Genomic DNA, 16167 nt, shown 5'->3' on the forward strand with positions numbered 1-16167 from the left:
TTGAAAAAGGAGTGCGGTTAGGCCTTTTTGGCATGCCCATTTTATGAGTGGGGTTCTTCATCTCCTTTTGCTCATCGTAATTCCCAGGGACTTTATCCCATCTTGGAGATTTCCTCCCTTTTTATTCCGAGAGGCTATTAAAGACATTAAAAACTAGGCATTATCACTAAAGCCTAGTTTTTAACTTCATTACAGTGGCTAATCCCTGCTTCCGAAGCCGCCATTGAAGATCATCACGATATTTAAGATAAAGGTAAACAGGTTAATAAAGTCTAGGAATATATTTAGGGCAACCATCACTGTTTCATCAGAAGTACTATGTTTCATGCGTTGAAAATCAAAAGCCGTAAGCAATCCAAATAATACTGCGCCGCCAAGGCCAATCGCTAAAGAAAGTGGATTACTCCTAAAAAACAGGGATAGAATCATAATCCCAAGGAGAACGAGAAGACTAGTAAAAAGGGCTTTGCTCCATGTGCTTAAATTGCGCCGGGTTAAGTACCCATAAACTCCGCAGCTCGCAAAGACGATGAAGGTTACTAAAGACGCTTGCCCAAGAAGTATTGCACCATTTGCTGTTGACATTAACATTTGAACGGTTGGTCCCAGAACAGCACCCGTACAGGCCGCAAAAACGAGTGCCAGCCCTCCGGTCAATCCTAGCGCGGGTTCTTTTCCTTCCGCTGCATCTCGCCCGCTCAGAATCGGGATCGCAAAAATGAGGATAAACTCAATAATCACTGCAGGAATAAAATATTGGGGCGGCAAGAGAAATGCACCTGCCGCCATCGCTAAAAACATGAATGAGAGTAATCCCATAACTTGTGTCATAGCGATCGGTTTAGTGCTTCGTCTATCCATAACTGTACGTGTATATTCTTCAGAGTACTCATTGTTCCCCATAATCTCATCTCCTTTAAACTCTATATTATCATTATATCCGAATTTGTATCATATTAAAAGAAAAGTACCCATTAAATAAAAATGTATACGTTGCATAGCATCCGGCAAAATGGGTCATCATAATAAGGCAAGTCTTAATAGAAGCGGAGGGATTACATTGGCTAAACCTGATAACCGGGCAGATAATGAGATACACCTTCAGCAACATATTAACCACACGCTAGATAATTTGCATGAAGCTGAGGAATATCTTGAAGAATATTCGGATGAAATTACCTCTAAAGAAAAGCGTGATATCGAAGTGAAAAATGAACATCGCAAAGAAAGCATTAATGCTTTTATTGACGAAAAAAGAGATGAATCACAAGGCTAAAAGTCAAATTACGTGTGCGTTCCACCCATAATGGAAACAGTTCCTTTCCAATAGGAAGGGAGCTGTTTTATTATTTCGGAATAAAGTCATACCCCTTCTAAATTAAACTTTGGCGTATAAGCTTCTTTGGCTGATGAAATCTCTTGGGCAAAACCGTTTTCTAATCCTATTTTAAAGAAGTAATCAATGATCTTATCATATTCTCTTCCGAATAGTTTCCTGCTCAGTTCGGGATAATCACTTGCCCTGTACATCGGTGTATACTGCCCCATAAGGCTTACGTAGATGTTCTTCGGTAGGTTAGAGGCGATCCATTGAAGCACTTTCTTTGAGTTTTCTAAGTGACCGGGCAAAATTAAATGTCTTATAATCAAGCCTTCCCAAATTATTTCTTCTTTATCAAATTTGGGCGCACCCACTTGATTATACATTTCAATAATGGCTTCCGAAGCATATTCAAAATAATTTTCTATGCCGGAGTACCTTTTTGCGAGGTCATTTTCGGCGTATTTAAAGTCGGGAAGGTACACATCGACAAGCCCGTTCAACCCTTTTATTTGCTCGGCACTCTCATAACCGTTTGTATTATAAATGACAGGTATATTTAAGCCTCTCTGCTTAGCGATAATAAGCGCTTGTTTTACCTGAACCAGATATTGAGTCGGGGACACAAGGTTAATATTATGAACACCTTTGCCCTGTTGCCTAATAAACAGATCGGCTAACGCTTCAATCGAAATTTCCTTTCCAAAGTCCTCTTGGCTAATCTTGTAGTTTTGGCAGAATACGCACTTTAAATTACAGTGTGAGAAGAAAATGGTACCGGAACCTCTTGTTCCGCTGATACAAGGTTCCTCCCACTTATGGATAGATGCCAAAGCTACCTTGGGATTAATTCCTGCTCTGCATACGCCTCGCTTTCCTTCTATTCTATTAACTCCGCAGTTTCGCGGACATAAAGTACAATTTTGTAATTTGTTCGTTAGTAGTTCCATGTTTTTTACCCCATAATTATTAACTTAATCATCGTTAATATTTAAACATATCATACCATATTCGTCGACATTAAAAGAAATTATGGCAACCTTATCTAGAAATCGACTATACGTGCTATATTATAACGTTCGGAATATTCATAATATTATGTACATTTATGTTCTTCTATGATATTATCTGAAATATATTTAACTGTATTAAAGTTCTATTTATACTGAGAAAGGAGGAATAACCAAAATTAAACTTACGGATTGCTGATTTAGTAAATTAAAAGGAGGAATGTGATATGGATCCACAAGAAGTAAAAATCAGCTATACGGGTGCTGATCCTACTGCATTTGGCGTTTTAGGTTTATCCTTGGTATGCTTTGTAGCTTCGTCTGCAAAATTGGGTTTTACTGATCCTAAAGCAACCGGTTTACTTTTTGTTTGGGCAGCATTATTGGGAGGTATCGTCCAAATTATGGCCGCAAGTATTGACTTTAAAAAATAACGTATTCGGCGGCACAGTTTTAGGGGCGTACGGTTTTTTCTGGGTAGGAATGGCTCTTTCCTGGGCGACTATGAACGGAATGTTAGGCCAGGGAATGAAGGCTGCCGTTGATCCTAAGATGTTAGGTGTAGTTTTTGTGGGTTACCTAATATTCTCACTTTTTATCACAATTGCTTCTTTCGAAGTTAACATTCCTTTTTTAATAATGTTATTTCTTATTGATATACTCTTTATCTCCCTAGCAGGTGTATCATTTAATATGGGCCCTGTGGCATTACTCGCTAAACTTGCCGGTTGGTCTGAATTTATTATTTCACTCGTTGGTTTTTATGCCTCAGGAGCAATATTTTTCAAAAATTTCTACAGCCGTGAAATCTTGCCTCTTGGCAAGCCACTTAATCTTATCAAAAAGGGATCTTCTACTCAAGTTCATGGTCAGAAACATAGCATGTAAGGAATTAAAGAAATGATTGGCTTGCGCCAAGCCTTAGCGCAACCAGAAGTCTTAGTTGCCTTCTACCTGCATACATAATAACGCTCCGGCTGCAAAATGCCGGAGCGTTTTTCCGTATAGGCTATTATTTTAATACAGACCGAATTTGTCCTCGGTAAGGCTGATATAGATGTTCTTCATTTGAGTGTAGTGGTCAAGGATGACCTTGTGGGTTTCACGGCCTATGCCGGATTTCTTATATCCGCCAAACGGTGCGTGAGCAGGAAGGTTGTTATAATTATTAACCCACATTCTTCCGGTTTCAATGCTCTTAGCCACGCGGAAGGCGCGGTTGATATCTTTCGTCCATACAGCGCCGCCGAGGCCATATTCACTGTCATTTGCCATTTGAATAACTTCGTCCTCGTCCTTAAACTTAATGAAGCAGACGACAGGTCCGAAGATTTCTTCCTGGGCAACGCGCATGGAGTTCTTAACATCAGCTAAGATGGTCGGTTTCATGAAGCTGCCCTTTTCTAGGCCGTCTTCCTTAATCTGATAACCTCCGGTTGCGACACGAGCCCCTTCCTTCTTGCCGATTTCGACGTAGTTGAGGATTTTCTTGATCTGCGTGTCGTTGATTTGCGAACCCATGATGGTATCTTCTTTCCAAGGCAGACCCACTTTAATGTTTTCAAATGCTTTGACCGCTTCTTCCAAAAACCGATCATAGATATCTTCATGGACAAAGACTCTGGAACTTGCGCAGCAAACTTGTCCCTGATTAAAGAGGATACCCATTTGCAAGCCTTCCAACGCTTTATCCCAAGGAATATCGGGGAAGTAAATGTTCGCGGATTTTCCGCCAAGTTCGAGGGTTGAAGGGATTATTTTCTTAGCAGCAGCTTCGGCTACTGTATAACCGACTTCCGTCGATCCAGTAAAGGCGAGCTTTCTTAAGCCCTCGTGTTCAAGGATATAATTACCGGCACCCGATCCTCTGCCTGTAATGATATTGACGACACCTGCGGGCAGAACTTCGTTTAACAGCTTGGCCAGTTCAAGAACGCTAAGCGAGGTTGTCGAGGACGGTTTGAAGACAATACAGTTTCCGGCAGCTAAGGCCGGTGCGAGTTTCCAGGCGGCCATGAGAATGGGGAAATTCCAAGGAACGATTTGGCCGACGACACCGAGGGGTTCTCTGAGAATAATGCTCAAGGTGTCCTTGTCGATCATTGTTGCTTCGCCCTCTAAGGTTCTGATGGCTGAGGCAAAATAACGAAAATGATCAGAACTCAGAGGAAGATCAATATTCCTAGTTTCACGGATTGGTTTACCATTATCCAGGGTTTCAATCATTGCAAGCTTTTCTGCGTTTTCGTCAATGAGATCGGCAATCTTCAGCAGCATGCGCGCACGTTCCTGAGGACTGACATTTTTCCAGCTGGGGAAAGCTTTCCAAGCAGCTTTGACGGCAAGATCCACGTCTTCCTTCCCTGCATCAACACATGTTGCAAGGAGTTCGCCGTTAGCCGGATTGTACGTTTTAAATGTCTTTCCTTCTTTGCCGTCAACCCACTTTCCATCGATGTAAAGTTGGTAGGTACTATCCATAATCTTTTCCATGTAAAATCCCCCTTTTTCATTAAATAATGGCTTATAGGGGTAGTATAAAATGATAATACGAAAAATTCTAACAATTATTAAAATAAACTATCAAAATTTTAAAAATCTTAATATTTCCAAGCTCGTTTCATTTAACAATATGATATATTTAAGGGGGGTGTCCTTATGCTTACTAATTTTAACCGTAATTATGAATTATCTGATCGGATTGAGACCAATTTTATGCGTATTCTATATTACGATTTTGCCAAAAACTATTCTGACACCTACAAATCGTATGAATATACGCGACTATGTACGATTCTTGAGGGTGAGAAGCATGTGAGCATCAATCAGGATACCTTTACTTACAATAAAAAGAAATTTCTGTTGATGCCGCCTCAAACAAAAGTTCATATGACGATTGATACACCGACCAAGGCGCTTGTTTTTGAACTGGATGATAACTTGATTCAAAAGGTTAGTGAAAGTGTAAGCTTGGACTATAACGTTGATTATGAAACTCTCATTCAAGATCAACTTCTATGCGCACAGGAAAATGAAGAGTTTCAAGATGTATATCACAGGATTGTCAAAATCTTGACTTCTCAATGTAACCAGAAAGAATATCTTATCGATTTATATGCTCAGGAACTAATTTATCGCCTCTTTCAGGTCAAAGGGGTTACCCAATTATTAAATTGCGGACTGGATAATCCAATAAAAAAAGCCCTTTACATTATCCATAATGAATATATGCATCCCATTACGATTCAGCAGATTGCGGCAGAACTCAACATGTCAGAAGCCAACTTCTGCCAGTACTTCAAAAAAATAATGCGAATTACTCCAAAAGAATATCTAACAGATCTCCGCATGGAAAAGGCTAAAGAATTAATCAGCAATTCCAAAGTAACTGACGTTGCTTATGACCTGGGATACAATAATATTTCTCTCTTTATAAATCATTTTAAAGAGAAATATGGTATCACGCCTAAGCAGTATCAAAAACAGCTGCTTCAAATTCATGGTAACCATTTACTAACAACCTGATTATTTTTTCGTTACAAATATCCTGCTAATATCTTTACCCATTGTAAACCGTACGGAATTGCGAAGTGCTTTTTGACTTTCCTTAAAGAAGATTTCAATTGAATTCTTTAATTGTGCCTGAGTTACTGTATCCATATTCTTATAGGTTTTGATCATGGTATTTGCCATAGTCAGTTTTTCCTTTGATAATTCGCCAAAGGTCTTTGCTCCCGTAGCTTGCAGGATTTCGAACAGGGCGTCTACAAATTGGGCTCTTTGCTTTAGGGACAGCTGATCAACCCATGCCCTTATGGCATTATTGAAGTTTAGGCTGCCCTGGGTAAGATCTTCCTCATAAATAAAATGAGCGCCTTTGACCTGCCATGTGAATGCATCATGCTGCATAATTCCCGTTTGACTGCTGTCCACGACCTTATACTCCTCGCAATGTTCAAGCAGCATCCCTATCACTGACGATTTAGGGATCAGGGTGTTGATCTTGCGAAGTATACTTTGATATCCCTCGCTCTGGATAACGTGGGCTTGAAATCCTGGCCCATCATTATTATAGATGCCCAGTATCCTTTCACGCATTTCTTCTGTGGCGCGGGTTGCTGCGTATACTGCCAAATTGCCCCCTTTGGAATGACCGCCTAAATAGAATTTGCCGTTGAGTTGCGAAAAAATACTGTTTATGTAAATGACTGCCTGTTTCTGGGATTGGACTTCATCCATAAAACTCATTTGGAAGTCTTCCTTCCAGCCGATCAGGGAATCATCTGTGCCGCGAAAGGCAATATAGTGCTCCTCATTAGATAGTGAAAATACAATGGCTGAAAACTGCTTAAACTGTTCATAGTCCATTTGATTCACGTAATGCGAGAGTTGAATATCCTGATAACGTGTTGAGCTAGCAGCTTTGAATAATAATTTAGGGATCTGTCTAAATAATGGATGATGCTGCAAAGACTCAATTCTATTTCGTTTTTCCTTAAAGCGTTCCGCTGCTTCTGACAATGTAATTGAGCCCTCATCCGTCTCTTCCGGAACAATTCCTTCGAAAGGAAGATACGAAAAAACAGAGAAAATCAAATTATCCACTTTATTAAAGCCATCGCGGCTAAAGCTTAAGTCCCCTCGCCAGTCCAGATAATCAAGAATACCGGACATTTCTTTATTCTTTTTTGTTAAGCCGATCTCTTTCACAGTTCCTTTCTCCTTCATTTAACGACCTCCTTTCTATTTATAATAACGGTGATAAGCAATTCATTCCTATTTTCAACCTAAAGCAAAATCTCAAGTTATTCCGAAGAGAATACGCTTGAGATAATGGAGGTTTAAGCTTGCGTTTTATTTTTATTGATGTTTTTTACAAAATAATGAATGATATGAGGGTTGCTTGTTTTCCGTGGTTGAATCTCAAACTGTTTTAAAGAAGATATCAGCGGGGTGAGCTTTGTATGACCATAGTTTCGAGTATCAAAATCCGGATAACGCTTATTCAGCCTCTTGCCTACCTCACCTAAAAATGCCCATCCATCTTCATCTGAACTTTCCGTAATGATTATTTTGATCGTTTTAATCAGTTCATCTATACTGGCCATCCCGTTTTTCGGAATATCCTGCTTTTCAATTCGGGGGCTGGAGATAGCCTGAACTGAAGTTGTAGGGCTTCCCGCTAATACTTCAAGATATTTGAATTTTTCACAGGCGGATATGAACGGCGTCGGTGTTTTTCTTTCTCCCATGCCGATGACATACATACCGGCTTCCCGAAGGCGGGATGCCAGCTTTGTAAAATCACTGTCACTGGAAACAATACAAAATCCATCTACGTTTTTGGAATAAAGAATATCCATTGCATCAATGATGAGAGCCGAATCTGTCGCGTTTTTACCTGTGGTATAGCTGTATTGCTGAATTGGTGTAATCGAGTAATTGAGAAGCACTATCTTCCAGGCATTTAATTGGGGTTTTGTCCAATCCCCATAAATTCTTTTATATGTAGGAATTCCGTGGTTGGATACCTCATCAAGAATATATTTAATGTATTTATCCGATACATTATCTGCGTCAATCAGTACGGCAATTTTCTTATCATTCTCCAAATTACTACTCCTCCTTCTTTGAAAGCGCTTTATCGCAGCTTCTATTTGTGATTATATCATAATTGTAAATTTGTAGCTTTTTCTTTGTTTTAATATTTAACATATTCTTGAAAGAGAAATATTTTTATGTCATACTACGGGTAAAATTAGGTCTGATTGTGTAATATACGCGCATTATATGAGGAGTAAGATATGAAAATAATAGGAATCATTGATATGGGTTCAAACTCCATACGCCTGGTACTTGTTCAGATCACTAAAAATTCCTATCGCATTATTGATGATGTCAAACATTCCGTTCGGCTCGGCAAGGATATTCTGCCCAATGGCAATCTTCATCCGATTCGGATGCAAAAAGCTGTGGAGACCTTGCTATTTTTCAGAAATCTCTGTGACGGTGTTAATGTCGATAAAATCGTTGTCGTGGCTACCGAAGCCGTCCGTAAAGCTGCGAATTGCAAGGAATTTCTTGACCTTGTCAAACAGACAACAGGGCTTAATGTGCGTGTACTGAAAGGATCACAAGAGGCTTTTTATGACTATTTCGGCGTTGCCAATTCACTTGATCTCTCCGAAGCGCTTATTATGGATATCGGTGGGTCCAGCACTGAACTTATCTGGATGAAGGACAAGAAAATATGTGAGGTAACAAGCATCCCCCTGGGGTCGATTCATATCTCCGAACAACTTGAGGAAGCAAAGGGAAATGTCTATGAAAAAGAAAGAGTGGTCACTAATTTATTGATCAAGGCTTACCATGAGATCGGGTGGCTGCCGCATAACATCCCGCTGGTTGGAATCGGTGGGAGTTTTCGAAATATCGCGAAAATCGATAAGAAGAAAAAGACTTACCCTCTTGAAGCTTCGCACAATTACTATCTGACGAGCGAACGCGTTCAAGAAATTCATAAACTAATCTTAACAACTCCTGCCCGCCGCCGCAAAGATATTAAGGGACTTTCTCCCGATCGTGCCGATATTTTCTGGGGAGCAACCACCGCGATTAATGCCTTGATCATGTATTGCGGCATTAGCGATGTTTATGTCAGCGGTTATGGTTTGCGGGAGGGCCTCATTTTTGAGTACCTCTTGCCGGATCTTAATCCGGTTAATGACGTTCTGGACTTTTCACTGCAAAATCTTATGAATAATTTTAACTTGAATCAAAAGCATGCCTACCATGTATGGGGGCTTTGCCGTTCCATGCTGGAGCAATTGAGTCCTGATCATGAAATTGATCCATCTCAAGAAAAGATCCTTAAAACAGCGGCACTTTTACACGACTGCGGTATCAATATCAGCTATTATGACCATCACTTGCATTCGTTTTATACCATTTTAAATTCACGGATCAATGGCCTCAGCCAGCGTGAATTGCTGATTGCGGCGTATGTTGCCGCTTATCACCGGAAAAGCAATTTTAAAATAAGCAATGACTACAAACCCTTGCTTCTTGAGGAAGGTCTAAAGACAATTCGTAAGCTGGGCGTTATTTTAAAATTGGCTGAAGCATTGGACCGCCGTATGAATGGCAATGTCACAAATATCGAGTGCTTAAAGGAATCTGAGGCGGTCACGCTAAGACTTCTTTCTGAATCTAATCACGATCTTGAAGCGAAAGAAGCTTCAGATTCCGCAGCGCTCTTCGCGAAGGAATTTGGGAAAAAGCTTGCGATAATCTAATTATAGCCGATACCTTTTCTATGAAAGGGGCGTTCCAAACGATAATTTGCGTTTGAACGCCCCTTCTTAATTTCGCGATCCTAATAAAAATATTCTATGAGTCAGCAGCTTTCCTAACGGCATCAACAATTTTTTGATAGCCAGTACAGCGGCAGAGGTTACCGGATAGGCCGCGGCGGATCTCTTCCTCCGTAGGCTGCGGAATCCTATCTAGCAGGGCCTTAGTAGCTAAAACCATGCCCGGTGTGCAATAGCCGCACTGGACAGCCCCTACATTGATAAAGGCTTGTTGAATCGGATGAAGGTGTTCTTCTGTACCGACTCCTTCTATCGTTATGACATCTTTACCGTCTGCCTGAATCGCAAGAACCAAACAGGAATTAACAAGCTCACCGTCAAGAAGTACACTGCAAGCCCCGCAGTCGCCTTCACCGCAGCCCTCTTTCGTTCCGGTTAATCCCATAACTTCGCGCAGCAGGTACAAAAGCGTTTTATCTTCCTCAACATTGATGGAGGCTAATTTACCGTTAATAGTTAATTTAATCGTTCTTTCAGACATAAGCGTCGTCCTTTCTCCCCTTTTGTTTCTCTTCATTAGCCAGAGAAAGTCTTTGCAGTGCGTCCTGAAGCATGATTTGGGCTAGATAACGCCTGTATTCAGCTGTAGCCCGAAGATCAGAAATTGGTGATATTGCTTTTTGAACGTACCGGCTGGCAGCTTCTATTGTCCGGATATCCAGCTTATGACCAACAAGAAAGGATTCTGATTCTTTGGCCCGAACCGGCGTAGATGCGACTGAGCCCAGGGATATCCGTGCATTTAAGCAGACATTTTGCCTATCTAATTCGATATTTACAGCCAGATTTACCATGGAAATTGCTAAGGCCTTGCGCAAGCCCGACTTTAAAAAGAGCGATTGCCGGCAGATATTCAGCGGAAGGCTCACCCTGGAAATCAGTTCATTGGGCTGAAGCGCTGTTTGCCCTACTCCCTTAAAAAACTCGGTAATCGGGAGCTGACGTTCTTGGAGTTGGCCGGTCGATGAGCGGCTCACGAGGGTTAAGACTGCATCATAGACCATCAACGGAGGGGCACAGTCCGCGGCCGGTGAAGCACTTTGTAAATTGCCGGCCAATGTTCCCCGATTTCGAATTTGCGGGCTTCCTACCGACGCGGCGGCCAGATTTAAAGCAGGGCAATATTTTAAGAGGACGGGATGTGCCTCCATTTCAGTATGGGTGACGAGGGCTCCGATTTCCAAGACTTCTCCCTTAACTTCGATCATCTTCCATTCATTAAGCTTTGACAGATCAACAAGCCCTGACGGAGCAGCTTTTCCTTGGTGAAGGTCAACTAAGATATTCGTTCCCCCGGCGATCGGCCGATAATTCCCATTTAGACTTAATAATTCAAGGGCCTGAGCGGGGGTCTGCGGTGAAAAGGTTTTAAAACTCATTCTAAGATCACCCTATAATTTTTTAAATTTTTCGATATAGCTTCCATCGGCAACGTCACGAAAAGCGTCAATATAGTACTTTCCTTCTACATAAGCCAGTTTTACTTTCATTTTTTCCCCCGGTAACCGCGAAGCAACGGTAAAAATGGCTTCACCGGACTTTTGACCTTTCGCTAAATCCACTTCATCCAAGTAAATATAAAGCGGCGTGAGATACGGATAGGAACGTTCATGGGCAAAGTTCTGAACAAATTCTTCGCGGCTCAACTGATTTTGTATTTCCGGCAGAAGATAATCATAGAGGTCTGCCGGATTATTGTCGTTGACGGCTTTAGCAAATCGATTGGCTTGCGCTGCAGCCTGCGCTTTACCCGGAGAATTCCAACTCACAGTACCGATGAGAAGTAATACTCCGATCATTATGACCCCGGCAATCCGAAGTCCTCCTTTTAAGCTCCTCATTATATCCCCCTCATTGATCAGCGTTCCGAACGCGAGTATGGCAACGTATAGGCTGCCGGGAATTCTGCTTTTTTAGAAACACTGAGTAAGACCAAGATGGTTAGAACATAGGGCAGCGCAAGCAGAAATTGATGCGGAATGGGTACGCCGATAGCTTGAAGTCTTAACTGCAAGGCATTAGCCCCTCCAAAAAGGAGTGAGGCACCTAAAGCACGGTACGGATTCCAACGGGCAAAGATGACAACCGCTACGGCGATAAACCCTCGGCCTGAGACCATACCGTCAATGAAGGAATTCATATAGCCAATCGAAAGAAAAGCCCCTCCTAAGCCGGCAAAGGCTCCGCCGATCATCACACAGAGATAGCGGATCACACCTACATTAATACCCTTTGAATCCGCAGCTCGCGGATTCTCCCCTACAGCGCGCACTTTGAGCCCGAATGTCGTTTTTTCGAGTACAAAAGCGGTCACAATGACGAAAAGCAGCGTTATGTAGACTAAAATATTGTGATTAAAGAAGATCGGTCCAATGATTGGGATATTCGTTAGGACTGGAATTTCCAGCGGATCAAAGGCATTAACCTGAGGTGGAAGCTTCTGAATTCCAAACATTACACGATACAAGAATGCTGACAAACCAGTGCCTAAGATGGTAATCGCTGTACCGGCAATGACCTGATTGGCCTTCACCGTTATACTTAGAAAGCCCATAAGGAGAGAAAAAGTGATCCCTGTGACGACTGCTGCCAAAAGTCCGAACCACAAATTCTGAGTAAAATAAGTCCCTGCAAAACCTGCAAGAGCACCCATTAACATTATTCCCTCCAGGCCCAGATTAAGAATTCCGGAACGCTGGGTAAATATTTCTCCGAGAGCAGGCAAGAGGATAGGAACACTCATTCTAATTGAGCCCGCGAGCAGACTGACGAAGAACCCCATGGTTAAAATGTCGGTTTGCAACTTTATCCCTCCATTGGGTGTAAACCACCCGGCTAATTACGAAGACAATGACTAAGCCCTGGATTACAGTTATCAAGGAAAAAGGAATTCCCTCCATGAGCTGCATCGTATTTCCGCCTACCATTAGAGCGGCAAAAAAGAATGAGGCAATGGCAATACCGAAGGGGTTTAAATTCCCGAGTAAAGCAATAACAACAGCGAGGTTGCCGTAACCTGAAGAAATGTCATCTAACAGGCGGTATTGAACCCCCATTACTTCTGTCCAGCCGGCTATCCCTGCCAGTCCTCCGGAAATGATCATTGTCAGAACAACCATTTTGGAAACGTTGATGCCGCTGTATTTAGCAACTTCCTCACTCTGACCGACTAACTCGATCCGCAAACCAAGGGTTGACCGCCAGAAGAAATAACCAAGAATGATGATGATTGCAGCGATAATCGCACCTGCATGAAGGCGTGTACCTTGGAATAGAATCGGTAAATGAAAGAGTTTATTGATGAGCGGGGTTTGCGGAAAACCATGGCCATCCGGATCAATCATCGGATAACGGATCAGCCAGCTTAACAAATAGGTCGCGATATAGTTTAGCATTAAGGTTGTGATTACTTCATTAGCATTGAATTTTGCCTTTAACCAGCCTGCCAGTCCTCCCCAAAGTGCACCGCCGATAAAGGCAGATAAGAATGAGACCGGCCATAAGACAGCTGCGGGTAATTCAAGGTTCAAGGCAACAAAGGCTGCAAAAATAGCGCCTATTGTAAACTGACCATCTCCCCCAATATTCCAAAGCTGGCTTTTAAAGGCGATCGAAATTCCGAGTGCCATGACCATTAGAGGCGTCGCTTTAACCATTACCTCGGCTATCCGGCTCGGTGAGCCAAAAGCACTCAAAAGCAGCGTATGAAAGGCTTCTGTCGGATTATGTTCTGAGGCGAGAAGAAGCAAAGCACTCACGCCAAAGGCAAGTGCTACGGTTATAACAGCCGGCAGGGCGCTGTTTAAAAAGTCCTTAATTATCGTTTTCATCTTCAACATGCTTCTCCCCCTTCACGCCTGACCCCGGCCATGAGTAAACCAATCTCATCAACACCGGCATTTTTTCCGAGAATGCCAATAATTTCTCCGTCGTACATGACGGCAATTCGATCCGAAAGCTGTAAAATCTCTTCGAGATCTGCAGAAATCAGCAGCAAACCTGCTCCCTTGGCAGTTTCCTCAAGGAGCTTTTGGCGAACATACTCTGTCGCTCCAATGTCTAAACCTCGAGTCGGTTGATTCGCAATAATAACCTCTGGTTTTGAACTTAATTCACGTGCCAAAATAACTTTTTGCTGATTACCTCCGGAAAGCTCCTTGACTTTCGTGTTGATGGAATTCGCTTTGATATCGTACTCCTCCATAAGTCGTTTCGCATTTTCACGGATGGCCTTGAACTTTAGCAATCCTCGGCTGGCGAAATGAGCATGGTGAAAATTCTTTATGATCAAATTCTTGCTGATACTCATATTCATGGCTAAGCCTGTTTTGTGACGGTCTTCAGGAATATGCACGATTCCCGCATTGATGAATGCTTTCGGTGGCGCTTGGCTTAAATCTTGGCCCTTGAGCAGAACCTCTCCTGAGGTAGATGCCCTTAGTCCTGTCAAAACCTCGCAAAGCTCTCTTTGACCATTGCCATCAACTCCGGCTATTCCTAATACTTCGCCGGCCTTTAGGAAAAAGCTTACATTCTTGAGAGCGGGAAGGCCTTTATCATCGTCAGCCTCTAAATGTTCGATGACCAACTTTATTTCACCAAGCCGGGATTGTTGATGATTAAAGTTAAAAAACACGTCGCGTCCGACCATCATATTGGTCAGTTCACGTTTTGTCGTTGCGGGAGTCACCTTCGTGTGACTGACAGAACGACCGTCACGCAAAACGGTTACCTCATCGACGAGGGCTAATATTTCCTCTAATTTATGGCTAATCAGAATAACGGATTTTCCGTTATCCCGCATCATTCTCAAAATTTCAAAGAGTTCCTCGGCTTCTTTCGGCGTTAACACAGCTGTAGGTTCGTCAAGGATCAGTATTTCAGCACCCCGATAAAGGGCAGAAAGAATTTCTACACGTTGTTGTTCACCGATTGAAAGCTGTGATATCTTCGCTTTCGGATTAACATTAAGATTAAATTTTTGCGACAGAGCTAAGAGCTCTTGGGCGATACGTTCTGAATCAAGGAGCGGACCTCGCTGCGAGCGAAGACCGAGCATTACATTTTCTGCAACCGTCATAGGACGGACCAGCATAAAGTGTTGATGAACCATGCCTATCCCAAGGCTCATCGCCTTCTGGGGACTATCTATTTTTACATTTTGACCATCGATTAAAATATTTCCACTTTCCGGTTGGTAGAGTCCATAGAGACAATTCATCAGTGTCGTTTTTCCGGCACCATTTTCGCCAAGCAGTCCATGAATGGACCCCTTTTTTAATTGAAAGTTAACTTTATCATTTGCCGCAACTTTGTTAAAAACTTTTGTAATCTCTTTCATCTCAACGGCTAAATCCACAGTTTCTACCCCCTAAAGTAAGCGAGCGGGGCCTAGAGCAGGGGCCCCGCCAAAAAGCTACTTTTCAAAATTTGGCATGGTAATTTTGTTATCCACAAAATCTTTCTTGGTTGCTTCAAGTTTTTCTTTAACATTAGCCGGAACCTTACTGTCCAGATTATGGTAAGGTGCAACGGTAATTCCGCCGTTAGCTACGGTTAACATATACTTTTTATCCGTTCTGTTCATAAAGTTATCATTTAAAATATCATCAACGATTTGTTTGATAACGGGTGTCCAGTTATAGACAATTCCAGATAAAACATAGTTAGGGGCTAAGACGTTTTGATCGGCAACGTTTCCAAGGACATATTTTTGCTTTTCATTAGCGGCTTCAACAGCACCAAGTCCAATTCCATCTCCGGAGTGCCAGATTACATCGGCGCCGGCATCATACATGGACATTGCACCCTCTTTAGCCTTAGCTGCATCACGCCAGTCACCGGTATAGAGTTCTTGAATTTTAATATTGGGATTAACTTGTTTTGCGGCATATTTAAAAGCTTCATGACCGCGATAGATTTCAACTGAGTCAGCACCGCCGACAACTCCAATACTATTGGTTTTTGTCATCATGGCTGCAAGGGTTCCCATCAGATAACCGCCGTCTTCTAATTGAATATCATAGAGACAAGTGTTTTGAGCGGTTTTATAGCCGGTTCCTAAAGCAAATTTGGTATTTGGAAATTCCCCGGCAACTTTAATGAGGGGCTCTTGAAATTGAAATCCGTGCCCGATAATCAGATCATAGCCTTGGGTTGCGAAATCGCGTAATGCGGGCTCAATGTTGGAAACTTCGTAAACGTTTTCGGAATATGTAACTTCAATTTTACCGGCATATTCTTTTTCCAATGCTTTCATGCCTTCATACATGGCTTGGTTCCAGGAAACATCATCTACTTTACCCGGGAGAATTAGTGCAACCTTCAGGGGTTTAACATCAGAATCCGTTTTTTTCTCAGAAGAGGCACTTGAATTACCGCATCCGGTTGCTAACAGGCTTACGACTAACATGACTACGATCAATAAACTGAGTTTCTTTTTCATAAAGTTTTTCCTCCTTTT

General features: G+C 42.2%; 17 protein-coding genes. 5 read left to right on the plus strand and 12 right to left on the minus strand.

The genetic code is table 11. The features are described 5' to 3' along the window. Positions 1 to 198: 198 nt before the first annotated feature. A complete protein-coding gene (locus VB077_RS00005; protein WP_323413149.1) occupies positions 199 to 903 on the minus strand; it encodes a Bax inhibitor-1 family protein in 705 nt (234 codons plus the stop codon). Between the two features lie 157 nt (positions 904 to 1060). On the opposite strand from VB077_RS00005, the gene VB077_RS00010 reads away from it, so the two are divergent. Continuing rightward, on the plus strand, positions 1061 to 1276 hold the full coding sequence (locus VB077_RS00010) for a small acid-soluble spore protein Tlp (RefSeq protein ID WP_323413150.1): 216 nt from the start codon (positions 1061 to 1063) through the stop codon (positions 1274 to 1276). Positions 1277 to 1362: 86 nt separating this feature from the next. Here the strand turns inward: VB077_RS00010 and VB077_RS00015 are convergent, their stop codons facing one another. Beyond that, positions 1363 to 2271, minus strand: a complete 909-nt coding sequence (locus VB077_RS00015) for a radical SAM protein (protein WP_323413151.1) — start codon at positions 2269 to 2271, stop codon at positions 1363 to 1365. A 287-nt stretch (positions 2272 to 2558) separates the two neighbouring features. On the opposite strand from VB077_RS00015, the gene VB077_RS00020 reads away from it, so the two are divergent. Then, positions 2559 to 2765, plus strand: coding sequence for a hypothetical protein (locus tag VB077_RS00020; RefSeq protein WP_323413152.1), 207 nt, complete (start codon positions 2559 to 2561; stop codon positions 2763 to 2765). Continuing rightward, positions 2749 to 3219 carry an acetate uptake transporter family protein gene (locus VB077_RS00025; protein ID WP_323413153.1) on the plus strand — a complete coding sequence of 157 codons (471 nt, stop codon included), beginning with the start codon at positions 2749 to 2751 and terminating at the stop codon, positions 3217 to 3219. The genes VB077_RS00020 and VB077_RS00025 overlap by 17 nt, the downstream gene beginning before the upstream one ends. Before the next feature lie 129 nt (positions 3220 to 3348). Here the strand turns inward: VB077_RS00025 and VB077_RS00030 are convergent, their stop codons facing one another. Further along, positions 3349 to 4824: an aldehyde dehydrogenase family protein gene (locus tag VB077_RS00030; protein ID WP_323413154.1), complete on the minus strand. Its 1476-nt coding sequence runs from the start codon at positions 4822 to 4824 to the stop codon at positions 3349 to 3351. 165 nt (positions 4825 to 4989) lie between these two features. Here VB077_RS00030 and VB077_RS00035 point away from each other — a divergent pair, with 165 nt between their 5' ends. After that, positions 4990 to 5856 (plus strand): helix-turn-helix domain-containing protein, encoded by an 867-nt coding sequence (locus tag VB077_RS00035; protein ID WP_323413155.1) that lies wholly within the window; start codon positions 4990 to 4992, stop codon positions 5854 to 5856. On the opposite strand, the gene VB077_RS00040 is transcribed toward VB077_RS00035, so the two are convergent. Both VB077_RS00040 and VB077_RS00045 read right to left on the minus strand, forming a co-directional pair. Next, the gene (locus tag VB077_RS00040; RefSeq protein WP_323413156.1) at positions 5857 to 7059 is read right to left on the minus strand and encodes a DUF2974 domain-containing protein; all 1203 of its coding nucleotides are present in this window, start codon (positions 7057 to 7059) and stop codon (positions 5857 to 5859) included. A 113-nt stretch (positions 7060 to 7172) separates the two neighbouring features. After that, on the minus strand, positions 7173 to 7943 hold the full coding sequence (locus tag VB077_RS00045; protein ID WP_323413157.1) for an NYN domain-containing protein: 771 nt from the start codon (positions 7941 to 7943) through the stop codon (positions 7173 to 7175). A 192-nt stretch (positions 7944 to 8135) separates the two neighbouring features. Here VB077_RS00045 and VB077_RS00050 point away from each other — a divergent pair, with 192 nt between their 5' ends. Further along, positions 8136 to 9626: a Ppx/GppA phosphatase family protein gene (locus VB077_RS00050; protein WP_323413158.1), complete on the plus strand. Its 1491-nt coding sequence runs from the start codon at positions 8136 to 8138 to the stop codon at positions 9624 to 9626. A gap of 94 nt (positions 9627 to 9720) precedes the next feature. On the opposite strand, the gene VB077_RS00055 is transcribed toward VB077_RS00050, so the two are convergent. The 7 genes from VB077_RS00055 to VB077_RS00085 are packed head-to-tail and all read right to left on the minus strand — an operon-like array spanning position 9721 to position 16149. Beyond that, positions 9721 to 10185, minus strand: a complete 465-nt coding sequence (locus VB077_RS00055; RefSeq protein WP_323413159.1) for a (2Fe-2S)-binding protein — start codon at positions 10183 to 10185, stop codon at positions 9721 to 9723. Further along, positions 10178 to 11083: a xanthine dehydrogenase family protein subunit M gene (locus VB077_RS00060; protein WP_323413160.1), complete on the minus strand. Its 906-nt coding sequence runs from the start codon at positions 11081 to 11083 to the stop codon at positions 10178 to 10180. Before VB077_RS00060 ends, VB077_RS00055 begins: the two co-directional genes overlap by 8 nt. A 12-nt stretch (positions 11084 to 11095) precedes the next feature. Beyond that, positions 11096 to 11545, minus strand: a complete 450-nt coding sequence (locus VB077_RS00065; protein WP_323413161.1) for a hypothetical protein — start codon at positions 11543 to 11545, stop codon at positions 11096 to 11098. Between the two features lie 17 nt (positions 11546 to 11562). After that, on the minus strand, positions 11563 to 12507 hold the full coding sequence (locus VB077_RS00070) for an ABC transporter permease (RefSeq protein WP_323413162.1): 945 nt from the start codon (positions 12505 to 12507) through the stop codon (positions 11563 to 11565). Further along, positions 12449 to 13543, minus strand: coding sequence for an ABC transporter permease (locus VB077_RS00075; RefSeq protein WP_323413163.1), 1095 nt, complete (start codon positions 13541 to 13543; stop codon positions 12449 to 12451). The genes VB077_RS00070 and VB077_RS00075 overlap by 59 nt, the downstream gene beginning before the upstream one ends. Next, positions 13537 to 15063, minus strand: coding sequence for an ABC transporter ATP-binding protein (locus VB077_RS00080; protein WP_323413164.1), 1527 nt, complete (start codon positions 15061 to 15063; stop codon positions 13537 to 13539). Before VB077_RS00080 ends, VB077_RS00075 begins: the two co-directional genes overlap by 7 nt. A 57-nt stretch (positions 15064 to 15120) precedes the next feature. Further along, positions 15121 to 16149, minus strand: a complete 1029-nt coding sequence (locus VB077_RS00085) for a BMP family protein (RefSeq protein WP_323413165.1) — start codon at positions 16147 to 16149, stop codon at positions 15121 to 15123. Positions 16150 to 16167: the final 18 nt, after the last annotated feature.

The organism is Desulfitobacterium sp., from assembly GCF_034927245.1.
Lineage (GTDB): Bacteria > Bacillota > Desulfitobacteriia > Desulfitobacteriales > Desulfitobacteriaceae > Desulfitobacterium_A.